Annotated in this window: 22 protein-coding genes and 1 pseudogene; 15 read left to right on the top strand and 8 right to left on the bottom strand. The window is 55.0% G+C overall.

What is annotated here, in order from left to right; genetic code table 11:
* Positions 1 to 2: 2 nt before the first annotated feature.
* Positions 3 to 1,217, bottom strand: a complete 1,215-nt coding sequence (gene rspA, locus L383_RS17655) for a starvation-sensing protein RspA (protein WP_014883675.1) — start codon at positions 1,215 to 1,217, stop codon at positions 3 to 5.
* 110 nt (positions 1,218 to 1,327) lie between these two features.
* Entirely contained in the window at positions 1,328 to 1,654 is a 327-nt protein-coding gene (locus tag L383_RS17660; protein ID WP_023330304.1) for a YnfA family protein, read from the bottom strand.
* 152 nt (positions 1,655 to 1,806) lie between these two features.
* Here L383_RS17660 and L383_RS17665 point away from each other — a divergent pair, with 152 nt between their 5' ends.
* Positions 1,807 to 2,145, top strand: coding sequence for a DUF1283 family protein (locus L383_RS17665; RefSeq protein ID WP_008502414.1), 339 nt, complete (start codon positions 1,807 to 1,809; stop codon positions 2,143 to 2,145).
* Complete coding sequence (speG, locus tag L383_RS17670) at positions 2,145 to 2,705, top strand: spermidine N1-acetyltransferase (protein ID WP_014883673.1); 561 nt, start codon at positions 2,145 to 2,147, stop codon at positions 2,703 to 2,705. The genes L383_RS17665 and speG overlap by 1 nt, the downstream gene beginning before the upstream one ends.
* 100 nt (positions 2,706 to 2,805) lie before the next feature.
* Here speG and L383_RS17675 read toward each other — a convergent pair whose 3' ends face one another.
* Complete coding sequence (locus L383_RS17675) at positions 2,806 to 3,516, bottom strand: YnfC family lipoprotein (protein WP_023330303.1); 711 nt, start codon at positions 3,514 to 3,516, stop codon at positions 2,806 to 2,808.
* Between the two features lie 106 nt (positions 3,517 to 3,622).
* Between L383_RS17675 and L383_RS17680 the strand changes: the two genes are divergently transcribed.
* From L383_RS17680 to dmsD, 3 genes and pseudogenes are all read left to right on the top strand, one after another.
* Positions 3,623 to 3,916 carry a DUF1161 domain-containing protein gene (locus L383_RS17680; RefSeq protein WP_023330302.1) on the top strand — a complete coding sequence of 98 codons (294 nt, stop codon included), beginning with the start codon at positions 3,623 to 3,625 and terminating at the stop codon, positions 3,914 to 3,916.
* A 131-nt stretch (positions 3,917 to 4,047) separates the two neighbouring features.
* Positions 4,048 to 6,484, top strand: a pseudogene (ynfE, locus tag L383_RS17685) (selenate/tellurate reductase subunit YnfE).
* A gap of 93 nt (positions 6,485 to 6,577) precedes the next feature.
* Positions 6,578 to 7,192: a Tat proofreading chaperone DmsD gene (dmsD, locus tag L383_RS17690; RefSeq protein WP_023330299.1), complete on the top strand. Its 615-nt coding sequence runs from the start codon at positions 6,578 to 6,580 to the stop codon at positions 7,190 to 7,192.
* A 44-nt stretch (positions 7,193 to 7,236) separates the two neighbouring features.
* On the opposite strand, the gene L383_RS17695 is transcribed toward dmsD, so the two are convergent.
* Positions 7,237 to 8,952, bottom strand: coding sequence for a SulP family inorganic anion transporter (locus L383_RS17695; protein ID WP_023330298.1), 1,716 nt, complete (start codon positions 8,950 to 8,952; stop codon positions 7,237 to 7,239).
* A gap of 299 nt (positions 8,953 to 9,251) precedes the next feature.
* On the opposite strand from L383_RS17695, the gene L383_RS17700 reads away from it, so the two are divergent.
* A complete protein-coding gene (locus L383_RS17700) occupies positions 9,252 to 9,731 on the top strand; it encodes an RrF2 family transcriptional regulator (protein ID WP_023330297.1) in 480 nt (159 codons plus the stop codon).
* 67 nt (positions 9,732 to 9,798) lie between these two features.
* On the opposite strand, the gene oqxB is transcribed toward L383_RS17700, so the two are convergent.
* Entirely contained in the window at positions 9,799 to 12,951 is a 3,153-nt protein-coding gene (gene oqxB, locus L383_RS17705; protein ID WP_014883649.1) for a multidrug efflux RND transporter permease subunit OqxB, read from the bottom strand.
* A 24-nt stretch (positions 12,952 to 12,975) separates the two neighbouring features.
* A complete protein-coding gene (locus L383_RS17710; RefSeq protein ID WP_023330296.1) occupies positions 12,976 to 14,151 on the bottom strand; it encodes an efflux RND transporter periplasmic adaptor subunit in 1,176 nt (391 codons plus the stop codon).
* A gap of 336 nt (positions 14,152 to 14,487) precedes the next feature.
* Here L383_RS17710 and L383_RS17715 point away from each other — a divergent pair, with 336 nt between their 5' ends.
* Together L383_RS17715 and L383_RS17720 are read left to right on the top strand one after the other, a co-directional pair.
* Positions 14,488 to 14,841 carry a helix-turn-helix domain-containing protein gene (locus tag L383_RS17715; RefSeq protein ID WP_014883647.1) on the top strand — a complete coding sequence of 118 codons (354 nt, stop codon included), beginning with the start codon at positions 14,488 to 14,490 and terminating at the stop codon, positions 14,839 to 14,841.
* Positions 14,842 to 14,910: 69 nt separating this feature from the next.
* On the top strand, positions 14,911 to 15,225 hold the full coding sequence (locus L383_RS17720; protein WP_014883646.1) for a YebG family protein: 315 nt from the start codon (positions 14,911 to 14,913) through the stop codon (positions 15,223 to 15,225).
* Between the two features lie 11 nt (positions 15,226 to 15,236).
* Here the strand turns inward: L383_RS17720 and catA are convergent, their stop codons facing one another.
* Both catA and L383_RS17730 read right to left on the bottom strand, forming a co-directional pair.
* On the bottom strand, positions 15,237 to 15,911 hold the full coding sequence (gene catA / locus L383_RS17725) for a type A chloramphenicol O-acetyltransferase (protein ID WP_023330295.1): 675 nt from the start codon (positions 15,909 to 15,911) through the stop codon (positions 15,237 to 15,239).
* Positions 15,912 to 16,023: 112 nt separating this feature from the next.
* Entirely contained in the window at positions 16,024 to 16,908 is an 885-nt protein-coding gene (locus L383_RS17730; RefSeq protein WP_023330294.1) for a LysR family transcriptional regulator, read from the bottom strand.
* 114 nt (positions 16,909 to 17,022) lie between these two features.
* Here L383_RS17730 and L383_RS17735 point away from each other — a divergent pair, with 114 nt between their 5' ends.
* The 7 genes from L383_RS17735 to osmV all read left to right on the top strand — a co-directional run bounded on the left by L383_RS17735 (position 17,023) and on the right by osmV (position 24,019).
* A complete protein-coding gene (locus L383_RS17735) occupies positions 17,023 to 18,150 on the top strand; it encodes an alpha/beta hydrolase (RefSeq protein ID WP_032628930.1) in 1,128 nt (375 codons plus the stop codon).
* 50 nt (positions 18,151 to 18,200) lie between these two features.
* Positions 18,201 to 19,400, top strand: coding sequence for an MFS transporter (locus tag L383_RS17740; RefSeq protein ID WP_032628928.1), 1,200 nt, complete (start codon positions 18,201 to 18,203; stop codon positions 19,398 to 19,400).
* Between the two features lie 169 nt (positions 19,401 to 19,569).
* The gene (locus L383_RS17745; RefSeq protein WP_014883641.1) at positions 19,570 to 20,313 is read left to right on the top strand and encodes a YoaK family protein; all 744 of its coding nucleotides are present in this window, start codon (positions 19,570 to 19,572) and stop codon (positions 20,311 to 20,313) included.
* A 273-nt stretch (positions 20,314 to 20,586) separates the two neighbouring features.
* Positions 20,587 to 21,297 (top strand): osmoprotectant ABC transporter permease OsmY, encoded by a 711-nt coding sequence (gene osmY, locus L383_RS17750; protein WP_023330291.1) that lies wholly within the window; start codon positions 20,587 to 20,589, stop codon positions 21,295 to 21,297.
* Positions 21,298 to 21,315: 18 nt separating this feature from the next.
* Positions 21,316 to 22,215, top strand: a complete 900-nt coding sequence (gene osmX / locus L383_RS17755) for an osmoprotectant ABC transporter substrate-binding protein OsmX (protein ID WP_023330290.1) — start codon at positions 21,316 to 21,318, stop codon at positions 22,213 to 22,215.
* Positions 22,216 to 22,223: 8 nt separating this feature from the next.
* A complete protein-coding gene (gene osmW, locus L383_RS17760) occupies positions 22,224 to 22,871 on the top strand; it encodes an osmoprotectant ABC transporter permease OsmW (protein WP_014883638.1) in 648 nt (215 codons plus the stop codon).
* Positions 22,871 to 24,019 carry an osmoprotectant ABC transporter ATP-binding protein OsmV gene (gene osmV, locus L383_RS17765; protein ID WP_023330289.1) on the top strand — a complete coding sequence of 383 codons (1,149 nt, stop codon included), beginning with the start codon at positions 22,871 to 22,873 and terminating at the stop codon, positions 24,017 to 24,019. The genes osmW and osmV overlap by 1 nt, the downstream gene beginning before the upstream one ends.
* Positions 24,020 to 24,108: the final 89 nt, after the last annotated feature.

The raw sequence follows: 24,108 nt of genomic DNA, 5'->3' as shown, positions 1-24,108 counted from the left end.
GTTTACCAGTTCCACAGCGTACCGTCTTCAAGACGTGCCACCGGCAGGTACGCCGGATCGTACGGGTATTTCGCTGCCAGCTTCTCGTCAAACTCAATGCCCAGCCCTGGCTTGTCACCCGGGTGCATATAGCCGTTATCAAAGCGCCAGCTGTGCGGGAAGACGTCGAGCATTTGTTCGGAATAGCCCATATATTCCTGCACGCCAAAGTTCGGTACCCACAGGTCAAAATGCAGCGCGGCGGCATGACACACCGGCGACAGATCCGACGGGCCGTGCGAACCGGTACGTACCTGGTAGAGCGACGCAAAGTCAGCGATGCGACGCATGCCGGTGATGCCGCCCGCATGCGTGATTGTGGTGCGGATATAGTCGATAAGCTGCTCTTCGATAAGCTGCTTGCAGTCCCAGATGCTGTTAAACACCTCGCCCACCGCAATGGGCGTGACGGTGTGCTGGCGAATAAGACGGAAGCAGGCCTGGTTTTCGGCAGGCGTGGGATCTTCCATCCAGAACATGCGGAAGTCTTCGATGCTCTTACCGAAGCGCGCCGCCTCAATGGGCGTCAGACGGTGGTGCATATCGTGCAGGAGGTGTTCATTGAAGCCAAATTTACTGCGCACCGCGTCGAACAGTTTGGGTGTGAAATCGAGGTATTTCTCGGTCGACCAGAGCTGCTCTTCCGGCCAGTCGCCTTTGGTGGCAGGCTCGTAGGCCAGCCCTTTTCCTTTCGACATGCCGTAGGTAGTTTTCATACCCGGCACACCGCACTGCACGCGGATCGCCTTGAAGCCCATCTCTTTATGACGCGCGTAATCTTCCAGCACGTCGTCAATGGTGTGACCGGTCGTGTGGCAGTAGACCATCACGCCTTCACGGGAGGCGCCGCCCAGCAGCTGGTAGAGCGGCATATTGGCCGCTTTGGCTTTGATGTCCCACAGCGCCATATCCACGGCTGAGATGGCCGACATGGTGACCGGTCCGCGACGCCAGTAGGCGCCTTTATAGAAGAATTGCCAGATATCTTCGATACGGTGCGCGTCGCGACCAATTAACTGCGGGCAGAGGTGATCCTTCAGGTACGAAGCGACGGAGAGCTCGCGTCCGTTCAGCGTAGCGTCACCGAGGCCGACAATCCCGTCATCGGTGGTGATTTTAAGGGTGACAAAGTTCCGCCCCGGGCAGGTAACAAACACGTCAGCCGCGACAATCTTCATAATTCCTTTCCTTACATCGTTCGTTGTGATGTCGGAAATTTACTCAATTGAAATACTACCATACAAGTATAATGATCATGAAATCAGCGAGCGATCACAAAACCGGGGGCTCAGGCCCGCCCCCATCCCGCCACGATAATTAGCATCCCGCACAGAGCAATTAGCGCGCCGGCCCAGTCATAGGCGCTAAGCCTGACGCCGTCCACCACGCGTAACCACAGCAGCGCGGTACAGACATATACACCGCCGTAGGCCGCGTAGACGCGCCCACTTGCCGCCGGATGCAGCGTTAACAGCCAGACAAAAAGAGCAAGCGCGACGCCCGCCGGGATCAGCAATAATGCGCTACCTCCCTTCTTCAGCCAGAGCCAGGGCAGGAAGCAACCGATGATTTCGCAGAGCGCAGTGGCAAAAAAAAGCAGCGTGGTTTTGAGCATATTTCACTTCAGGTGAGGATTTATTTAAACATCATACCCGATGATGGCGTTAACTTTTCCATACCTGCGCTGCGGGTATGCCGTCTTTTCTCTTTGGTGTAGAATCTGTAAGGGGTTACTTGATTATCTGCACCCATTTAAAAGGAAACGCTATGACAACATTAAGCAAACGCCTTTGTCTGACAGCCCTGCTGGCGCTGTCATCGTTCGCTTTTGCCGCCTCTGCGACAGCCGAAACCAGCAAACTCATTATTGAGTCTGGTGACAGCGCGCAAAGCCGCCAGAACGCCGCCATGGACAAAGAACAATGGAATGACACCCGTAGCCTTCGTCAGAAGGTCAACAAACGTGCTGAAAAAGAGTGGGATAAAGAAGATGTCGCTTTTGACGCACGCGATAAGTGTCAGCAAAGTGCAAACGTCAATGCCTACTGGGAGCCTAACACCCTGCGCTGCCTGGACCGCCGCACTGGCCGTACGGTAGCCCCATAATGTCGGCTTCGTGTGACGTTAAGCTCCGTCCGCTGGAGCGTGAAGACCTGCGCTTTGTCCATCAGCTCGACAACAACGCCAGCGTGATGCGCTACTGGTTCGAAGAGCCTTACGAGGCCTTTGTCGAGCTGTCGGATCTGTACGACAAACACATTCACGATCAGAGCGAACGTCGTTTTGTGGTGGAGTGTGGCGGCGAAAAAGCCGGGCTGGTGGAGCTGGTTGAAATCAACCACGTTCACCGTCGGGCAGAGTTCCAGATCATCATTTCGCCTGAGCACCAGGGGAAAGGCCTGGCCTCACGCGCGGCGAAGCTGGCGATGGATTACGGATTCAACGTTCTGAATCTCTACAAGCTGTACCTGATTGTGGACAAAGAGAACGAGAAAGCGATCCATATCTACCGCAAGCTGGGCTTTATGGTGGAAGGCGAGCTGATCCACGAGTTCTTTATCAACGGTGAATACCGCAATACCATCCGCATGTGCATCTTCCAGCATCAGCACCTGGCCGGGCATAAACCCTCAGGCGCCAGCCTGCTGAAACCAACCGCGCAGTGAGTTTGAAGACAACCCCTGTCATCAACAATTGCGCCGTCTTTCTTGCCGGGTGGCGCTGCGCTTACCCGGCCTACATTGTGCAATAATATCAATACATTGCTCAGTAGTATTCAATCGTGTTTTTGATGGTGTACTTGCGCACAACGGCGGGCTTGACGCTGTCATCGGTGATGATCAGATCGCAGCTCACCGGATTGTTGTGTCGATCGTAGTCGCAGCTCTGCTCCACGTTACCCAGCGGCTTGTCGTTTAACAAACTCACGGCCGAGTAATCCATCCTTTTGCGTACGTCTTTAGACGGTGTCGACTGGACAGACAGATGCTGATCCCCGGAGACGGTGGTTTTGCCCAACGGGTAACCATCGGCATCATAGCGGTATTTCACTTCCATCTCTTTGCCGTGCGCCGCCACCACGAAACCGTTATCGTCGGTATCCCACGTCACCCCGGCTGACGGCAGTTCGGCCAGCTGGCATTTCCCCTGCAGCTTCACTTTGCGCTGCTGGGTTTCGGCATCAATGTAGTAATTCGCATCCAGCACCAGCGCCACGCCGGTGTTGGCCTCCAGGTCGTGAAGTTCCAGCGTATCGAAACACCCTTCTGTCGACACGGTGCCCGTCACCCGTTTAGACACTTCGCCCTTCTCGTTGAACAGCGTCTGGGTAAAGTCTTTAACCGGGCCGCGCAGGGGGTCAAAATCAAATTCGTTCGAGAAACTCGCCATCTCCGGCGTAAACGACAGTGGTGCGGAGTTGTTGTCACACCCCACGAGAGTGGCTGCCAGGAGCGTTATCGCTGCATATTTCTTCACATTGATTACCGTACAGAGAGATTATTCCCAATCATATTAGCAAATACAGTTGTTTACACGAAGCCTGCTAAAATTAATGTCTACACACAGAGAAAAGGAGCGACAGATGAAACGGTTACCCTGGATTACCGCCCTGCTGTTAATGAGTGCTTCAACGGCCGCCCTGGCGGCACCCGATTCCTGCGAGCGCGTGAAAAGCGATATTCAGCAGAAGATCATCAACAACGGCGTGCCGGAGTCAGGGTTCACGCTGAACATTGTGCCGAACGATCAGGCCGATCAGCCGGACGCACAGGTGGTAGGCCATTGTGCCAACGACACCTTTAAAATTCTGTACACCCGCACAGGGAGCGGAGCGGCGTCCGCCAGTCAGGATAATGCGCCAACTGAACCGCAGTAATTTCCCCTCAATCCCCTTTGATTTGATAAGGATTAATATTTACTACCCCTAAATCAGTAACACTCACCCCACCATTAGCCCGGTTATCATTTCGGGAAAAATAATACGCAATTACATTGGTGGGGTGAGCCATGTCCGATATCGAACATCACGGCGGGATTAGCCGTCGAACACTCGTGAAATCTACGGCGATAGGATCGCTGGCGTTCGCCGCCGGTAGCGTCTCATTGCCTTTTGGCGTGAAACGCGTTGCCGCCGCAGTGCAAAGCGCCATGAAACCTGCTGACGATAAAGTCGTCTGGGGCGCCTGCTCGGTTAACTGTGGCAGCCGCTGCGCATTGCGTCTGCACGTCCGCGACGATGAGGTGTACTGGGTCGAAACGGATAACACCGGCGAGGATATCTACGGCAATCACCAGGTTCGCGCCTGCCTGCGCGGACGTTCTATTCGCCGTCGCATCAACCACCCTGACCGTCTGAACTACCCGATGAAGCGCGTGGGCAAACGCGGTGAAGGCAAGTTCGAGCGTATCAGCTGGGATGAAGCGCTCAACACCATCACCGCCAGCCTGAAAGACGTGGTCGCCAGATATGGCAATGAAGCGGTGTACATCAACTACTCCTCCGGGATTGTCGGCGGCAATATCACCCGCTCCTCCCCTTACGCGTCGCTGGTGGCGCGCCTGATGAACTGCTACGGCGGTTTCCTGAGCCACTACGGCACCTACAGCACGGCGCAAATCGCCTGTGCAATGCCTTACACCTACGGCAGCAATGACGGTAACAGCACCTCGGATATCGAAAACACCAAACTGGTGGTGATGTTCGGCAACAACCCGGCGGAAACGCGCATGAGCGGGGGCGGGATTACCTATTATCTTGAGCAGGCTCGCGAGCGGTCCAACGCGCGTATGATTGTCATCGATCCGCGCTATACCGACACGGCAGCCGGACGTGAAGATGAATGGATCCCGATTCGTCCAGGGACCGATGCCGCGCTGGTGGCCGGTCTGGCATGGGTAATGATTAACGAAAATCTGGTCGACCAGCCTTTCCTCGACAAGTACTGCGTCGGCTACGACGAAAAAACGCTGCCGGAAGGCGCGCCGGCTAACGCGCACTACAAAGCGTATATTCTCGGCCAGGGCGATGACGGAACGGCGAAAACCCCGGAGTGGGCCTCGCGCATTACGGGCATACCGGCCGATCGCATCGTTAAGCTTGCCCGGGGGATCGGTTCTGCGAAGCCAGCCTATATCTGCCAGGGCTGGGGTCCACAGCGTCAGGCGAACGGCGAATTGACGTCCCGCGCCATCGCGATGCTGCCGATCCTGACCGGCAACGTAGGGATCAACGGCGGTAACAGCGGCGCGCGTGAGTCGACGTATACCATCACCATCGAACGGATGCCGCTGCCGGAAAACCCGGTCAAAACGCAGATCTCCTGCTTTAGCTGGACGGACGCCATCGCCCGCGGACCGGAAATGACTGCCCTGCGCGACGGGGTGCGCGGTAAAGATAAGCTGGATGTGCCGATTAAGTTCATCTGGAACTACGCGGGTAATACCATCATCAACCAGCACTCCGATATCAATAAAACCCACGATATCCTGCAGGATGAAAGCAAGTGCGAAATGATTGTCGTCATCGATAATTTCATGACGTCGTCAGCGAAGTATGCCGATATCGTGTTGCCGGATTTAATGACCGTCGAGCAGGAAGATATTATTCCTAACGATTACGCCGGGAACATGGGCTACCTGATTTTCCTCCAGCCCGTCACCGCACCGAAGTTTGAACGCAAGCCCATCTACTGGATCATGAGTGAAGTGGCGAAACGTCTTGGGCCGGATATCCATCAGAAATTCACCGAAGGACGGACGCAAGCGCAATGGCTGCAGTATCTGTATGCCAAAATGCTCGAAAAAGACCCTCAACTGCCGTCCTATGATGAGCTGAAGAAAATGGGCATTTATAAGCGCAAAGATCCGAACGGACACTTTGTGGCGTATAAAAAGTTCCGCGAAAACCCGGAAGCCAATCCGCTGAAAACGCCATCGGGTAAGATTGAAATTTACTCGAGTAAGCTGGCTGAAATTGCAGCGACCTGGGAACTGGCAAAAGACGAAACCATCAGCCCTCTTCCCGTCTATGCCTCAACATTTGACGGTTGGGATGCCCCCGCGCGCGCAGTATCCTCTGCAGCTGTTTGGCTTCCATTTCAAAGCCCGTACCCACTCTAGCTACGGTAACGTTGACGTGCTGAAAGCGGCCTGCCGCCAGGAGGTCTGGCTTAATCCTCTCGATGCCGAAAAACGGGGCATTAAGAACGGCGATACGGTGCGCGTGTTTAACGATCGCGGTGAGGTGAGAATTGAAGCGAAAGTCACGCCTCGCATCATGCCCGGCGTGAGTGCCATGGGCCAGGGCGCCTGGCATGACGCCAATATGGATGGCGATCGTATCGACCACGGCTCCTGCATCAACACACTGACGACCCATCGCCCGTCTCCGCTGGCCAAGGGCAACCCGCAGCACACCAACCTGGTACAGATTGAGAAGGTATAAGGGGTGAAACGGATGGCCGTGGTTTATTCTATGGTGTGTATTACTGATTAACACAGTCGCGCGGGCGTGCCCCGCGCAAGCAAGGAAGGTTTAATGAAAGACGTCTTACAGCGTGAATCGTTCGCGTTCAGCGCCCGGGTGCTGGGCGCGCTGTTTTATTTCGCTCCTGACAGCGAGCAGACTGCGCCCCTGGTGCAGGCCCTTATCGCTGGCAAATGGGTTCAGGACTGGCCCCTGTCTCCGGAAACGCTGCAGCCCGTTGCCGATACCTTTGCCACGTCTTCCGATGAGCCGCTGACGGACGCCTGGCAACGGTTGTTTATTGGCCCTTATGCCCTGCCCGCGCCGCCGTGGGGTTCCGTCTGGCTGGATCGCGAATCCGTGCTGTTTGGTGACTCAACCCTTGCGCTGCGCCAGTGGATGCGTGAAAACGGCATCGCTTTTGAGATGCAGCAGAACGAACCGGAAGATCATTTCGGTACCCTGCTGCTGCTGGCGGCGTGGCTGATTGAGAATGGCCGCGATTCGGAGTGCGACCAGCTCCTGGCGTGGCACCTGCTGCCGTGGAGTACCCGCTTCCTGTCGGTATTTGTCGACAATGCGGGTCATCCGTTTTACACCGCGCTGGGCAGGCTTGCGCAGCTGACGCTGGCGGACTGGCGATCCACGCTGGTTATCCCTGTTGCGGAAAAGACGCTGTATCGCTAAGGGATGTGGCTTGCTCGCGGTTGGCGGGCAAGCCAGGTTAGGGTTTAAACCTCTCCACCTGATTCACTCACGCTCTCTTTACTTTGTATGAACCGAAGTGCCAGATACAGGTCTGGTGCCAGAATCATGTCATCGTCATTCATTGTTGGCCGACTCTCTTTAAACCAGCGCGTTAACTCCGTTTTCCTGCCCGCAAGAATTAACGTAATCTGTCGACCTCTCAGGTCACGCTTAAGCTCATTAATGGTTGCCAGAACGCTTATGTCTGAGTAGGTGAAACAAGCAACGGCATCAATGACCACCCATTTAGGTTGTAAAGCTGCACCATCAACTAAATTTAATACCCGACGTTTAAAATAGGCCACATTAAAATAGGTCAACGGTGAGTTAAATCGATACATCAGCACGCCGGGAACCATTTTGATATCGGTTGTATTTCCTAGTGAGTGAATCATTCCATTTTCGTCAGTCCCCAGCAGGTGCTCCGAAGGGCGAAACACGGTACGCAGGAACTGTAGCAGGCCAAGCAACACCGCAAGGCCGATCCCCTGGATAACGCCAATAATTAACACACAGCCAAATGTGAAAAAGGCCAGCCGAAATGCCTGTTTATTTCTCCGCCTCAGGTTCCATAAACCACGTAAATCAATCAATGACCACGACGCATACATTAGAACAATACCTAATGCAGAAACCGGAATAAATTGTAATGGCTGAGTGAAAAAGACCACGACGATACCGATGAGTAAGGCGGCGACGATAGAAACCAGCTGGCTTTTCCCCCCCACTGAATCATTCACCGCGGTTCGGGAATCGGCACCACTGATAGCAAATCCCTGAGATAACCCAGACATAATGTTCGCAATACCCAGAGCCCGAAACTCGGCATCAGCATTAATTTCGTAGCCATTTTTTGCGGCGAAACTGCGGGCGGTCAGCATCAGACTGACAAAACTGACCAAAGCCAGGTTCAGCGCCGGGATCACTAAATCACGCATCGGACCTGGCTGGAACGCCCCCCAGTTAACGACGGGTAACCCAGACTGGAAGCCATCCCCCCCAATAGTGGCAATGCCATACTGCTGCGCGGATGTCCCCCACACCAGTAACGTGGTCATCACAATGGCAATCAACGGCGCTGGCCACTGGCTGCGATACGTCTTGATAGCCATTAAAATACCTAACGTCAGAAGTGATACCCCGATGGTTAATAAATGGCTGCCTGAAAGTCGGCCTGGCAAGGCCATGATTTTCTCAATAACCTGCGCCTCATCCAGCGTTATCCCTAAAACCTTGCCTAATTGCCCGACAATGATCGTCACAGCGACGCCATTAAGCAAACCCGTAAGAATAGGATGAGAAAGCAGATCGGCAAGTGCGCCCAGGCGAAATTTACTGGCAAGCAAGCACCACCCGCCCATCATCAATGTCATGACGATTGTCAGTTGCCAGTGCAGTTCGGGATTCCCCGCAGAAAGCGGAAACACGACGGCCGCAATCACCGCGCAGGTTGTGGCATCAGGGCCAACAATAAGCTGACGTGAAGAACCAAACAGGGCATACGCGATCATCGGTAAAACGCAGGAATAGAGCCCTACGATTGCCCCAACGCCCGCCAGCTCTGCATAAGCAATCGCAACGGGTAGCGCGACAGCCGCAACGGATAACCCGGCTTTAACATCCTGTTTTAGCCAGCTTTTATCGTAGGCTAACAAATTTTGTAACCCTGGCATGTAGTTTAACAACAGTTTCCCGAACACGTTATTCTCCGGACATTGATCTTACCCAGGAGATGTTGGCACACTTTTCAGGGTGGTTCTGGTTTTCAAATGCTCCGCATTGAGGGACGCCTCTCAGTTCCTGATAAAACACAATCAGAGAGGAAAAATGGCGTTGCCTTCCCGAACCGCACGTTTAGCTAAACCAGAACAGGGTGTTTGATCGCAAATGCCGCAGATTGCTTCAAAAAAATTACCCTATTTGTTATATTGTTGTTTATTGCTTATTCACCTCTGCGGTGCCAAAAAGAACATGATTCACCGCGACCCAGGACAGAGAAATGTTAGATTACCGCTTCCCGACAGCTTTGCAGATGGTCCTCAGCGTAGCGATGGCGGAGCAATTAGGTAAACGTTCGACGAGTGGCGTTCTGGCCTACGGCCTGGAAGCCAACCCGAGCTTTATCCGCAAATTGATGGTTCCCCTTACGCGTGACGGAATTATCGTCTCCACGCTTGGCCGCAACGGCTCCATTCATCTTGGGCGCCCGCCGGAAGAGATCACCCTGCGTGACATCTACCTTTCGGTCACTGAAGATAAAAAGTTGTGGGCGTCGCGTCCTGACGTACCGGCTCGCTGTGTGGTCAGCGCTAACGCCTGCTGGTACTTTAAATCGGTATCCGAAGAAGCTGAGCAGGCTTCGCTGGCGGTATTAGCCCGACACACCGTGGCAAGCGCGCTGGAAGAGGTCAAAAAAGCCGATAGCAGCGGCTGCGATCCGGTACCTGAGCTTATGGCCCAGTATAAAGAAACGTTTTAACGGTTGATCTGATGTGAAAAAAAAAGCGCCTTACTGTGAAGGCGCTTTTTTGTTTTCTGCAACATCCCTATGCAGGCAGAACCTCCCTTTCCTCTTTACCGCGCGTAACGAATTTACGCAGCGTCACGTAAAACACCGGCGTCAGGAACAGACCAAACAACGTGACGCCCAGCATCCCCGAGAAGACCGTAATCCCGGTGACACCGCGCACTTCTGCGCCCGCGCCGTGGCCAAGGATCAGCGGAATGGTTCCGGCGATGAAGGCAATGGAGGTCATCACAATCGGGCGTAAACGCAGGCGGCAGGCCTCCAGCGCGGCTTCCATGATACCTTTGCCCTGAATTTCCAGCTCGCGGGCAAACTCCACGATAAGAATCGCGTTTTTACACGCCAGCCCCATCAGTACCACCAGTCCTACCTGCACGAACACATTGTTATCGCCACCGGTCAGCCAGACGCCAAACAGCGCGGACAACATTGTCATCGGCACGATAAGGATCACCGCCAGCGGCAGCGTCCAGCTTTCATACAGTGCCGCCAGCACCAGGAAGGCCAGCAGCACCGCGACCGGGAAGACGATCAGCGCCGTATTACCTTGTGTCGCCTGCTGGAAGCTCAGATCCGTCCATTCAATATTCATTCCGTTCGGCAATATCTGCTTAGACATACCTTCCAGCTGCGTCATCGCCTGGGCGGACGAGAGTACGCGCGGGTCGGCATCGCCAATCAGGTCAGCCGCCGGGTAGCCATTGTAGCGGATCACCGGATCCGGCCCGTAGGTGGTGCTGATCTTAACCATACTGCCAATCGGCACCATTTCACCCTGGTTATTACGGGTACGTAAGTTCGCAATATCCTCCACGCTCTCGCGGTACGGTCCGTCGGCCTGCGCCATAACACGCCAGGTACGCCCGAACTGGTTGAAGTCATTCACATAAGACGAGCCCAGATAGGTTTGCAGCGTACCGAACAGATCGGTCAGCGACACGCCCTGCGCTTTCGCCTTGTCACGGTCAACCTGCACGTCCAGCTGTGGAACGTTGGCCTGGTAGGTCGAGATCGGGAAATGCATCCCCGGCGTCTGCATAATCGCACCGGACATGGTATTCACCGCGTTCTGCAATGCGCCATAGCCAAGACCTGCACGATCCTGAATGTACAGGGAATAACCCGACCCCTGCCCCAGCCCCAAAATCGGCGGCGGCAGAATGGAGAAGCCAAAGCCCTGCTGGATTTGCGCAATTTTCGCATTGATTTCAGCGTTAATTTCCGCAGCACTGTGTTTACGCTGGTCGAACGGCTTCAGGCCAAAGAAGACCGTTCCGGTGTTCGGCGTATTGGTGAACTGCAGCGCATTCAGCCCCGGGAAAGCAACCGCATAGTCCACGCCTTCGGTATTCATCCCGATTTCGCTCATTTTGCGGATCACCGCATCAGTACGCGCCAGCGACGAGCCTTCGGGCATTTTCACGCCACCAATCAGGTACAGCTTATCCTGTGTCGGAATAAAGCCACCGGGAACCGCTTTAAACATGACGCCTGCGGCACACAGCAGCAGCAGATACACCACAAACACCGCGCCACGTCGGCCGAGCGTTTTACCCACCAGCCCCTGATAGCCAGTCGAGCTACGATGGAAAAAGCGGTTAAACGGTCGGAAAATCCAGCCGAACAGACGATCGATAAGCCGGGTCGGGAAATCTTTCGGTGCGCCGTGCGGTTTTAACAGCAGAGCAGCCAGCGCTGGCGAGAGCGTCAGCGAGTTGATAGCGGAGATCACCGTCGAAATGGCAATCGTTACCGCAAACTGTTTGTAGAACTGGCCGGTGACGCCAGAAAGGAACGCCATCGGCACAAACACCGCGCACAATACCAGCGCAATCGCGATAATCGGCCCGGACACTTCACGCATCGCCTGATGCGCCGCCGCAAGCGGAGCAAGCCCCTCTTCGATATTTCGCTCGACGTTTTCCACCACCACGATGGCATCATCCACCACGATACCGATAGCCAATACCAGCCCGAACAAACTCAGGGTATTAAGCGAAAAGCCCAGCAGGTAGAGAACGCTGAACGTCCCCACGACCGAAACCGGCACCGCGATCAGCGGAATGATCGACGCACGCCAGGTTTGCAGGAAGAGGATCACTACCAGCACGACCAGCACTACCGCTTCCAGCAGCGTTTGCACCACCGCACGGATAGAATCGCGCACGAATACCGTCGGATCGTAAGGTGCCGCCCACTTCATATCTTCCGGGAAACGGGTGGACAGTTCCGCCATTTTAGCGCGCACCGCGTTAGACAGATCGATGGCGTTTGCGCCAGGAGACTGGAAGATACCGATCCCGACCGCGTCTTTATTGTTAAGCTGCGAACGCAACGCATAGCTGCCCGATCCCATTTCAATACGCGCCACGTCGCGCAGGCGTACCAGCGACCCGTCCTGAGACGTTTTGAGAATGATATTGCCAAACTCTTCTTCGGTATGCAGACGCCCCTGGGCGTTAATGGAGATCAGGAAATCGCTCTCCTTCGGCAGCGGCTCGGCGCCCAGTTGCCCGGCCGACACCTGCACGTTTTGCTCCTGCATCGCCGTGACGACATCCGAGGCGGTCAGCCCGCGCGCCGCTACTTTATTGGGATCCAGCCAGACGCGCATCGCGTATTCGCCTGAGCCAAAAATCTGGATCTGGCCGACACCGGGCAGACGCGCCAGTTCGTCCTTCACTTTCAGCGTGGCGTAGTTGCGCATATACAGAGAGTCGTATTTACCGCCAGGCGAAAACAGATGCACCACCAGGGTCAGCGTAGGAGACTGTTTCTGCGTCGTGATGCCCAGACGGCGCACATCCTCCGGCAGACGCGCCTCGGCCTGCGCCACGCGGTTTTGTACCTGAACCTGCGCCTGATCCGGGTCGGTTCCCGGACGGAAAGTGACGGTCGTCACCAGCACGCCATCAGAACCCGCGACGGATTTCATGTACATCATGTTCTCAACGCCGTTGATCGCCTCTTCCAGCGGCGTCGCCACGGTCTCAGCAATCACTTTCGGGTTGGCGCCCGGGTACTCCGCGCGCACCTGCACGCTTGGCGGTACGACATCAGGGTATTCGCTCACCGGCAACAGCGGGATGGCGATTAATCCTGTGATAAAAATCAGAATCGACAGGACGGCAGCGAAAATCGGCCTGTCGATAAAAAAGCGGGAAAAGTCCATGGGTAGGATTCTCAGGTCAGATGATCAGTTGAGGGCGGTGCTGACGGTCATGGCGACGGTTTTCGCGTTAACCGGCATACCCGGCATAAACACTTTTTGTAAACCATCGACGATGACTTTATCGCCGGGTTTCAGCCCCTGCTGCACGATGCGTAAGCCGTCCGCCAGGCGCCCTGGCGTAATATCGCGTCGCTGTGCTTTGCCCTCTTTATCCACGATATAAACATATTTGCGATCCTGATCGGTCAGCACCGCTTTGTCGTCAATAAGCGTGGCCTGGAATTCAGCGCTGCCCGGCAGGCGAACGCGAGCGAAAAGGCCCGGCGTGAACTGACGCTGCGCGTTATCCAGCAGCGCGCGCATACGGATCGTACCGGTACTCGGCGCCAGCTGATTATCCAGGAAATCCACTTTGCCCTGATGGGGATACCCTTCCTCACCCGCCAGGCCAATTTCAACCGGTAGTGCAGTGTGATTGCTGGACGCCCCCTGCCCGCTGCGCGCGAGGTTTTGATAGTGGAGGTAGGTTGACTCATCCACGTCAAAGTAGACGTACACCGTCTTCTGCGAGACCAGCGTTGTCAGCACGCTGGCGCTGTCGCCCGCCGTGACCAGATTACCGCTGGTGATCAACGCGCGGCTGGCGCGGCCATCAATCGGTGCCGTTACTTTCGTGAAATCGAGGTTAAGCTGAGCGGCGTCTACCGCAGCCTGCGCGGCGCGAATATCGGCCTGCGCCTGAATGGCGGCCGCACGGCGCTGCTCCCACTCTTCACGGGATACCAGGTTGGTATTGATGAGTTTATCGGTACGGTTAGCCTCGCTTCGTGCCAGGCTGGCCTGCGTTTTGGCTCTCTCCAGCGTCGCCTGCGCCTGCTCCAGCGCGGCACGATAGGTTCTGTCATCAATCGTGAACAGCACCTCACCCTTTTTCACCTCCTGGCCGTCGGTGAAATTCACTTTGTCGATATAGCCAGAGACGCGGGGGCGAAGCTGAACGCTCTCCACGGCTTCGATCCGGCCGTTAAAGCTATCCCACTGACTAATGGATTTCACAACCACATCAGCAGCATTGACGGCGGGCGCAGGGGGTGCAGCATTTTGCGCGACGCTGTTATCACATCCGACAAGCAACAGGGAGAGCAATATCGCTCCCAGCGCATGCAGAGGGTCGTTTCCCCAGGTTTTTTGCAGGCTCATTATTTTTATTCCGGTAATTGTAGCCGCCGGGCAAGACGCGGCAGGAGGCACCGCGCCACTTCCTTTGTCCGGGCTGGCTTAAGGCCATTTGTGTCGTTCATCGCCACAAAACTGTAACAGTTGCGAATACACTATTCGCGGCGATTGTAGGAAGGCGCTTAACTAAGTGCAAGAATAATTGTTGCACTTTATGTGCTATTCGGTCGGATGTTAAAAAGGCCCGTTTCAGGTAAGGATTTAAATGCAACAATAAAACTTGCAATTGCTGCAAAAACGCGCCACCTTTAAATGCAACAGATAAAGATACCATTTAACAGGCTGCGTGGAGGTAACCCGATGAACACGGGCGCATTTATGCATGATTTACTCGACTGGATCGACAACAACCTTGATAGCCGTCTGGATATTGAGTCCGTCGCCAGGCGCTCCGGCTATTCGAAATGGCACCTTCAGCGACTGTTTAAAGAACATACGGGCTACCCTCTCGCCGGGTACATTCGCGCGCAAAAGCTGCAAAAATCCGTTGAGCGCTTAACCCACAGCGACGAACCGATTCTGAACGTGGCGATCGCGTTGGGTTTTGACTCTCAGCAATCCTTCAACCGCAGTTTTAAACGGCAATATGGCCAGGCTCCAGGCGCATGGCGGCGCAGTGTGGCCTGCCGTGAAACCCAGCAGGCGCACACGTAACGCACATTTTGCTGCAACTTTTTCCGGCCTCTGCTATACTGTACATAAATACAGTATGAGAGGTGCGTGATGGCTGTTGAAACAAAATATGTTGTCGTAAGAAAAGGTGAAGAGAAAATGACATTTGCCAGTAAGAAAGAGGCTGACGCTCACGACAAACTGCTTGATATGGCAGAGGCGTTTACCGACTGGCTTTTGCAAAGCGGAATGCAGATGGATGAAACGCAGGCTGAAGATCTTGGCCTGTATCTCGCCGAGCAGAAAGATGCCGTGCAGCATATTTTGCGAACCAGTAAGCTCCCGGCTCTTGATACCCCTGCTGACGACAAAACCGAGTCAGGTGCAGCTGACAGTAAAAAAATCAGGGCGGTTAAAGCGGCCTGATGGCCACATCATCATTCCTGTTGCCCGGTCTGCTGTGGTAACGCATCGCAGACCTCTTGTAACTCATTAAAAAACCTTGCCACATGGAAACCATCGCAGACAGAATGATGTACCTGAACGGCGAGAGGTAATAATACCCTGCCCTCTTGCTCGTAATATTTTCCAAGCGTAAACATAGGGGCAAAAAAGTTTTTCATATTAGCCACGCTAACGCTAAAGCTCGTAAAACTTACCCACGGAATGCCGGATATAAAAAAGATATTTTCCCTGGATTCTTCTTTTGGCCAATACGCAAGATTATCGCCATAGCGAGCCATGTCTTCAGAATAGGTTTTCTGAAAGTGCTGTATATCGCCATCGTAATGGCTCCATAATGATGAAAAGGTCTCTGTTTCATTATGGAAAATCGTATAATTTGGATGAATTTCATTCCATATGACAAGCTCATTGTCCTTCATGGCCATACGGAATTCTGGGTGACGGTTAACGACTTTAGCAACGAGAAAAATAATCGTCGGATAAAACTTCCAGCCAACGTTTTTAATATGGCTTAGCAGCACGGTAATATCGACCAACACCGTCTGGTTAAACGTCGATTGAGCAAACCCCTGAAATACCTCAAAATGCTCCTTTCTTGCCCAACGGGATAAATCAACAGCCGTATATTCCGGGATTATTTTTTCCATTTTTAAGCCTTTGTTGAGCAAGCAGATCTTGACGTTAGCCTAAGTTTTTTTCCTGACTTAAGCAAGCAGGGGCCTGCAGTTCACATGTCGAAGAAAAACACGTTCACAGAAATTACATTTTCAGCGTATCAATAACGGCCCTCAAAGCCGGCGACACGTTGCGGTGCGGATAATAAAGATACAGCCCGTCCATGCGCAGGCTATAGCGCTGCAATACGCGGATAAGCGTTCCTTTTTCAAGATCATCAGCCACCAGCTCAAGCGGAACATAAGCCAGCCCAAGCCCAAGACGGGCGGCTTCGGCTTCCATATAGCTGTCTGACAATGCCCACTGCCCCTCTGGCCGATGGGTGATTTTTTTCCCGTCCTCGACCAGTTCCCACTGATAATCACTTCCATCAGCAAACTGATAGGCAATACAGGGATGCGCCACTAAATCAGCTGGCGTCTGGGGAAAGCCGTAACGCCTGAAGTGCCCCGGTGCAGCCACTACGGCCATTTCCATATCGGGAGTGATGCGCACCGCAATCATTCCCTGACTGACCTCAGCTCCCAGCCTGACACCCGCATCAAACCGCTCGGTGATGATGTCGACGAAGCGGCTTTCATTTATGAGTTCCAGCCTGATATCCGGGTAACGCTGTTTAAAAATGGCGAGCTTTGGCAGCAGGCATTTGTCGATGGCGTGCTGACTGGCGTTAATGCGCACCGTGCCGGACGGTGTCTGACGATAATGTGCGAGGGTCGCCAGACCCGAATCAAGTGCATCGAACGCGGATTCGGCTGTCTGATAGAGCTGCTCTCCGGCGTGGGTTAACGACAGCTTACGCGTGGTGCGAACGAGAAGCTGGACGCCCAACCGCTCCTCCAGCTCGCGCACCGAGCGGCTCACCCCGGATTGCGCCAGCCCAAGCCGCTGCGCAGCCGCGGTGAAACTTCCCTCCCGCACCACCTGCATAAACAGATACAGCTCATTGTAGTTTTCTCGCTTCGCCATTACGCCCCGCAATTCATAACAATTTGATATTAATTCTAGCAGATTATGGCCTCTAATCAGCACTCATTCTGCTAACTATAATGGCCGCAACACAACACCGCAGGGTATCGATACATGAAAACATTCACCCAAAAACTGTCTGTTGCGATGCTGCTATGCGCATCATTAAGTGGAGTGACAACCATGAGTTATGCAGAAGCCACCAATCCTAACGCCCCCGTCTCGATGGTCACAACCTGGGACAAAACCTTTGCCAAAAGTGACCGGGTTGAGCACCGTAAGGTCTCCTTCCAGAACCGTTACGGTATTACCCTGGTAGGCGATCTCTATCTTCCTAAAAACCGTGGCGACCGTAAGCTGGCCGCGATTGCCGTTAGCGGGCCATTTGGCGCGGTCAAAGAACAGTCCAGCGGTCTCTACGCGCAGACCCTGGCGGAAAAAGGGTTTGTAACCCTGGCGTTCGACCCTTCCTGGACGGGCGAAAGTGGCGGTCAGCCGCGCAACGTCGCGTCACCGGACGTCAACACCGAAGACTTTAGCGCCGCGGTTGATTTCCTGGGCGTGCAGAAAGAGGTCGACCGTAACCGCATTGGCATCCTTGGGATCTGCGGCTGGGGCGGTATGGCGCTGAATGCGGCATCCATGGATACGCGCATCAAAGCTGTCGCCACCAGCGTAATGTATGACATGAGCCGGGCGATGGGTCACGGCGTAGGCGACGGCAAAGATCGTTATTCTTCGGCAGATCGCCATGCTGTGCTGCAGTACCTGAATGAACAGCGCTGGAAGGATGCCGGGAACGGCACCTTTGCACAGGGCGGCCATGACATTTATGTTGACGAGAACGGCAAAGTGACCGCGTCAGAACGTATTCTGCCAGAAGCCTTGCCCGCCAACCCGAATCCGGTGCTGAAAGAGTTTTATGACTACTACCGCATGCCGCGTGGCTTCCACGCGCGTTCCGTCAACTCAACCGGCGCATGGACGGCAACTATGCCGCTCTCGTTCATGAACATGCCGCTGCTGAGCTATGCCGGAGAGATCGCTATCCCGACGCTTATCGTGACCGGCGAAAAGGCGCACTCCCGTTATTTCGCCGAAGATGCGTTTAACGCGGTCGGCAGCAAGCAGAAAGAACTGGTGATTGTCCCGGGCGCCAACCATGTCGATCTCTACGACAATGCTGCCGGGAAGATCCCATTCGCTCAGTTTGAACAATTCTTTAAAAACAGCCTGAAATAAACCTCCCTGCTGCCCGTTTCGACGGGCGGCTCTCTTCGCGAAATCAGACGATGTCCACATTAAACCACACCACTTCACAGCATGAGGAACATGCGTACTGGGGAGGCATTTTTGCCATGACCCTTTGCGTATTCGTCCTGATTGCCTCGGAATTTATGCCCGTGAGCCTGCTCACCCCGCTTGCCGCAGATTTAGGCGTGACGGAGGGGCTTGCAGGCCAGGGCATTGCTATCTCCGGCGCGCTGGCGGTACTGACCAGCCTCTTCCTCTCCCGGCTTGCCGGGAATATGAATCGTAAACACCTTCTGCTGGGCATGACGATACTGATGGCGCTCTCGGGGCTCATTATTGCCTTCGCCAAGAACTATCAGACGTATATGACCGGTCGCGCGCTGATCGGTATCGCCATCGGCGGGTTCTGGTCCATGTCGGCAGCAACGGCTATTCGCCTGGTTCCCAATCGTCAGGTCACGCGCGCGCTGGCTATTTTCAACGGTGGTAACGCGCTGGCAACGGTCGTGGCCGCCCCGCTAGGCAGCTACCTGGGTGCAACCATTGGCTGGCGCGGTGCCTTCCTTTGTCTGGTGCCCGTGGCAATCGCCGCATTCCTGTGGCAGTACGTTAGCCTGCCAAATATGAGCGGGCGTAAAAACGGTGCGTCAGGTGAAGGCGTCTTTCGGCTATTTCGCCAGCCTGTCGTATCCGTCGGTCTGATAGCCTGCAGCCTGTTCTTTATGGGACAGTTTGCGCTGTTTACCTATGTGCGCCCATTTCTCGAGACCGTCACGCACGTCAGCGCCTCCGGGCTATCGCTGATTTTGCTCGCCATCGGCATTGCCGGATTTGTTGGCACCCTTCTCGTTACTCTGGTTCTGAACGCAGCGTTTTACCTGACGTTAATAGCGATTCCACTGCTGATGGCCGCCATCGCTGGCGCGTTGATTTTGACCGGGCATAACGTGTGGATTGTTGCCCTGCTGTCAGGCTTGTGGGGAATGCTGGCGACGGCAGCACCGACGGGCTGGTGGGCGTGGGTCGCCCGAACGCTACCGGAGGATGCCGAAGCGGGCGGAGGGTTAATGGTCGCGGTGATCCAGCTCGCCATTGCACTGGGTTCAACGGCGGGCGGTATGGTGTTTGATCGCCTCGGCTGGCAGAGCACGTTTGCCCTGAGCGGCATAGTGCTGCTTTGTGCAGCTGCGTTGACGTTTATGCTTTCACGCCTCCGCGAAAGCGCCTCATGGAAATAACGGCGTAGCGTGAGGTTTCAGTTTGGAATACTTTTCGTAAGGATATTTTATTTAATTACTAAACCCTCAACGTCGCCAGAGGGAATAATAATTAAGCAATATCCTGGACAGCCCGTCGACACGCTTTGCTAGCCTGATTATTCAGGCAAAGCTCACCCCGGAGGTATTCTTGCTGATTAAACTCAAGAAAGAACGAACGCACCAGGAGGATCGCCGGCTTGCTCTCTGGCTGGCGACCTCAGCAGGTTTGCTCAACGCCATTGCCCTTGGGGCCTTTGGCTTTTTCCCCTCTCATATGACCGGCAACACCTCACAATTATCCAGCGAAGTCTCCTCCACCGATCTGAGCGATATCATTTTCTTTGGCTCGATTATTCTCTCCTTTGTGGCGGGTGCAATCCTTGCGCGTCTTATCGTGATATGGGGCATTATCCATAACGTCAGGCTGGTTTTTTGCCAAATCCTTTTTGTCGAAGGGATATTATTAACCGGCGTATCTCTCTACGAGATGTATTTCCATGCGCTCACCAGCAACCGCGAGATTATTATTTTCCTGTGCTGTCTGATGGGCATTCATAATTCAACCTCCACACAGCTTTCCGGCGGACGGGTGAGATCGACGCACATTACCGGCACGCTGACGGACGCGGGAATTTCCCTGGCCTCCGTCACGGTTGCCATGCTTCGCAGGGATTACTCCAAAGATACCGCGGCACAAAAAAGTCAGTTGAAAACCCACTTAACCACCCTTTTCTCGTTCATTACCGGGGGTATCGCCGGGTTACTGCTCTTCAGATGGGTTGGCTTCAACGCCATGCTGGCGCTCGGGTTGATGCTCTCCGTTGTCGCGACCGTATCGATTATCAGTATCTCAGTGCGTGTTCGCCGTGTACGCCCCCTACTCAGCAGATAAAGCTCTCAGGCAGGGTGACAGGAACACCGTGATACGTGACCCTGTCACTTTATGGGCTGCGCTTTAGGACTATTCTGCCTGCGCCATATTCAGCCCTTACGCCATAAGGCCTGACTTAAGGTTGTCACGCTTTTCATAGGGTTACTGATTTTCCCCCTTCGCTGGAACCCTTCCCAAACGCTTGCTATAGGTCAATTACCCCTGCCGAAACATGGCATAACAACAGGCAACCGGTGGTTGCTATAACGCATGCGCACAGGGAGACACACCGCAATGCACCCATTACTCAAACGTTCGCTGCTGTTTGTTGGCGCGATTATCGTGGTTCTTGCCCTTCTCATCTGGGGGATCGGACTTGAGACAATCAAGGCGCGTCAGGTTGACCTGATTTATCTCGGGCAACAGCACATGATACTGGTTTTCTCGTCGATGTTTTTTGCCCTGCTGGTCGGTATTCCGGCCGGTATCCTGCTGAGCCGCCCGGCCGCGCGGGGTATCGCCGAATATGTGATGCAAATTTTCAACGTGGGTAACACGCTGCCACCGCTGGCCGTGCTGGCCCTGGCGATGGTGGTGATTGGCATCGGCGATACGCCCGCCATCATCGCGCTGTTTCTTGCTTCGCTGCTGCCCATTGTGCGCAATACCTACACGGGACTGTGTTCCGTTCCGGCATCGTTACTTGAAGCCGCAAACGGGATCGGGATGACCAAATGGCAGCGTCTGCTTCAGGTTGAATTGCCCAACGCCTGGCCCGTCATGCTCTCCGGGATCCGCATCGCCACCGCCATCAACGTCGGTACCGCGCCGCTGGCCTTCCTGATTGGTGCCAGCAGCTACGGTGAGCTGATTTTCCCCGGCATCTACCTGAACGATTTTCCGACCCTGATCCTCGGCGCGGCGGCCACCGCCCTGTTCGCCCTGATCCTCGACACCCTGCTGGCGGCGCTGGGTCGCGTGATGAGCCCCCATCTCGCTCAATAACAATAACAAGGAGCTTTTATGAGACTGTTTTCCGGCCTGACGGCGCTGTGCGCCGCGGCGCTCTTCACCAGCCAGGCAATGGCAGCCCCGCTGATCCTGGCAACCAAAAGCTTTACCGAGCAGCATATTCTCTCGGCAATGACCGTGCAGTATTTACAGAAGAAAGGATTCCATGTACAGCCGCAAACCAATATCGCCACGGTGATTTCCCGTAACGCGATGATCAACAAACAGATCGATATGACCTGGGAGTACACCGGCACGTCATTAATCATCTTTAACCACATCAACAAACGCATGTCGCCGCAGGAGTCTTACGAGACGGTGAAACGCCTGGACGCAAAGCACGGTCTGGTATGGCTTAAGCCCGCTGACATGAACAATACCTATGCTTTCGCCATGCAGCGCAAGCGCGCCGAGGCGGAACACATCAACACCATGTCAGAGATGGTGGCGAAGATTGAGCAGATCCGTCAAACCAACCCGGACAAAAACTGGCTGCTGGGCCTGGACCTGGAATTTGCCGGGCGCAGCGACGGCATGAAGCCGCTGCAGGCCGCCTATAACATGACGCTGGACCGCCCGCAGATCCGTCAGATGGACCCGGGACTGGTCTATAACGCGGTGCGCGACGGCTTTGTCGACGCCGGTCTGATTTACACCACCGACGGGCGCGTGAAGGGCTTTGACCTGAAGGTGCTGGAAGATGATAAAGGCTTCTTCCCGAGCTATGCGGTCACTCCGGTGGTGCGTAAAGACACGCTGGAGGCTAATCCGGGTCTGGAAGAGGCGCTCAATACCCTCTCCGCCCAGCTCAACAACGACGTTATCACCGACCTGAACAAGAAGGTGGATATCGACCATCAGTCACCGCAGCAGGTCGCCCGTGATTTCCTGCGTAGCAAACAGTTGCTGTAGGAGGCGCTATGGATACCGTTCACTACATCCTGGATAACTGGGACTATCTGTTAACCCTGACGCTGCAGCACCTGTGGCTGGTGGCGCTGGCCGTGGGTTTAGCCATCCTCATCGGCGTCCCGCTGGGCGTTCTGATTGTCCGTCATAAATGGCTGGCAACGCCAGTACTGGGCATCGCTACCATCGTGCTGACCATTCCGTCCATCGCCCTGTTTGGTCTGATGATCCCGCTCTTTTCGCTGATCGGTCAGGGTATCGGCGCCCTGCCCGCGATTACGGCGGTGTTTCTCTACTCGCTGCTGCCGATTGTACGTAACACCCATACGGCGCTCGACAGCCTGCCGCCGGGGCTGCGTGAAGCCGGACGGGGCATCGGCATGACCTTCTGGCAGCGTCTGCGCTGGGTGGAAATCCCGATGGCGCTGCCGGTAATTTTCGGTGGGATCCGTACCGCCGTCGTCATGAATATTGGCGTGATGGCGATTGCCGCGGTAATCGGCGCGGGTGGCCTGGGCCTGCTGCTGCTCAACGGTATTGGCGGAAGTGATATTCGCATGTTGATTGCGGGCGCGCTGATGATTTGTCTTTTAGCTATTGTGCTCGACTGGCTGCTGCACCGTTTGCAGGTGGTTTTGACTCCAAAGGGGATTCGATAATGATAAAACTGGAAAACCTCACCAAACACTTTTCACAGAAGCATGGCCAGACCTTTAAGGCCGTCGATAACGTCAACCTGAACGTCCCCGAAGGGGAAATGTGTGTCCTGCTCGGCCCGTCCGGCTGCGGGAAAACCACGACCCTGAAGATGATTAACCGCCTTATCACACCCAGCAGCGGAACAATCCTCATTAACGGTGAAGACACCAGCGGGATGGACACGGTGACCCTGCGCCGCAATATTGGCTACGTGATCCAGCAGATTGGCCTGTTCCCGAACATGACTATCGAAGAGAACATCACCGTTGTACCGCGCATGCTGGGCTGGGATAAAGCGCGCTGCAAAACCCGCGCCGAAGAGCTGATGGATATGGTGGCAATGGATCCGCGTAAGTTTCTTAGCCGCTATCCGCGCGAGATGTCCGGCGGCCAGCAGCAGCGTATCGGCGTCATCCGCGCCCTGGCGGCGGATCCTCCGGTACTGCTGATGGATGAACCGTTCGGCGCGGTGGACCCCATCAATCGCGAGGTGATCCAGAACCAGTTCCTGGAGATGCAGCGCAAGCTGAAGAAAACGGTGATGCTGGTCAGTCACGATATTGATGAAGCCCTGAAGCTCGGCGACCGAATCGCGGTCTTCCGTCAGGGGAAAATCGTGCAGTGTGCCAGCCCGGATGAACTGCTGGCAAAACCGGCCAATGAATTTGTCGGCTCGTTTGTTGGCCAGGACAGGACGCTGAAGCGGCTGCTGCTGGTCTCCGCAGGCGACGTCACCGACCAGCAGCCGACCATTACGGCGCGGAGCGCTACGCCGCTTCCTGAAGCCTTCGCCACGATGGACGACAATGACATTCGCGCAATTACCGTGGTCGACGAGCACGGAAAACCGCTCGGCTTTGTGAAACGTCGCGAAGCGCGCAACGCCAGCGGTACCTGTGCCGACATCCTGCATCCGTTCCGCATGACCGGCAAGGCGGAAGACAACCTGCGCGTCGTGTTGTCACGTCTGTATGAAAGCAATACCAGCTGGATGCCGATCGTCGATGAGGACGGGCGTTACAACGGTGAGATTTCGCAGGACTATATTGCCGAGTACCTGAGTTCCGGGCGTACGCGTCGGGCACTGAATATTCATAGCGACAGTTAACCCTTCTGGCCGGGCCTCGCCCGGCGCTTTCGCACGCATACCTTTTGCTAACCCCGCGATTTCCCGCCACAATATTGTATCGTTCCCCT

It is taken from the genome of Enterobacter sp. MGH 37, assembly GCF_000534515.1.
Lineage (GTDB): Bacteria > Pseudomonadota > Gammaproteobacteria > Enterobacterales > Enterobacteriaceae > Enterobacter > Enterobacter kobei.
Note: the sequence above shows the minus strand (reverse complement) of the source record. Positions and strands in the feature narration are given on the sequence as shown.

Coding starts and splice junctions, on each gene's coding strand:
- rspA (WP_014883675.1), bottom strand. CDS start 1,217: ATGAAGATTGTCGCGGCTGACGTGTTTGTTACCTGCCCGGGGCGGAAC.
- L383_RS17660 (WP_023330304.1), bottom strand. CDS start 1,654: ATGCTCAAAACCACGCTGCTTTTTTTTGCCACTGCGCTCTGCGAAATC.
- L383_RS17665 (WP_008502414.1), top strand. CDS start 1,807: ATGACAACATTAAGCAAACGCCTTTGTCTGACAGCCCTGCTGGCGCTG.
- speG (WP_014883673.1), top strand. CDS start 2,145: ATGTCGGCTTCGTGTGACGTTAAGCTCCGTCCGCTGGAGCGTGAAGAC.
- L383_RS17680 (WP_023330302.1), top strand. CDS start 3,623: ATGAAACGGTTACCCTGGATTACCGCCCTGCTGTTAATGAGTGCTTCA.
- dmsD (WP_023330299.1), top strand. CDS start 6,578: ATGAAAGACGTCTTACAGCGTGAATCGTTCGCGTTCAGCGCCCGGGTG.
- L383_RS17700 (WP_023330297.1), top strand. CDS start 9,252: ATGTTAGATTACCGCTTCCCGACAGCTTTGCAGATGGTCCTCAGCGTA.
- oqxB (WP_014883649.1), bottom strand. CDS start 12,951: ATGGACTTTTCCCGCTTTTTTATCGACAGGCCGATTTTCGCTGCCGTC.
- L383_RS17710 (WP_023330296.1), bottom strand. CDS start 14,151: ATGAGCCTGCAAAAAACCTGGGGAAACGACCCTCTGCATGCGCTGGGA.
- L383_RS17715 (WP_014883647.1), top strand. CDS start 14,488: ATGAACACGGGCGCATTTATGCATGATTTACTCGACTGGATCGACAAC.
- L383_RS17720 (WP_014883646.1), top strand. CDS start 14,911: ATGGCTGTTGAAACAAAATATGTTGTCGTAAGAAAAGGTGAAGAGAAA.
- catA (WP_023330295.1), bottom strand. CDS start 15,911: ATGGAAAAAATAATCCCGGAATATACGGCTGTTGATTTATCCCGTTGG.
- L383_RS17730 (WP_023330294.1), bottom strand. CDS start 16,908: ATGGCGAAGCGAGAAAACTACAATGAGCTGTATCTGTTTATGCAGGTG.
- L383_RS17735 (WP_032628930.1), top strand. CDS start 17,023: ATGAAAACATTCACCCAAAAACTGTCTGTTGCGATGCTGCTATGCGCA.
- L383_RS17740 (WP_032628928.1), top strand. CDS start 18,201: ATGTCCACATTAAACCACACCACTTCACAGCATGAGGAACATGCGTAC.
- osmY (WP_023330291.1), top strand. CDS start 20,587: ATGCACCCATTACTCAAACGTTCGCTGCTGTTTGTTGGCGCGATTATC.
- osmX (WP_023330290.1), top strand. CDS start 21,316: ATGAGACTGTTTTCCGGCCTGACGGCGCTGTGCGCCGCGGCGCTCTTC.
- osmW (WP_014883638.1), top strand. CDS start 22,224: ATGGATACCGTTCACTACATCCTGGATAACTGGGACTATCTGTTAACC.
- osmV (WP_023330289.1), top strand. CDS start 22,871: ATGATAAAACTGGAAAACCTCACCAAACACTTTTCACAGAAGCATGGC.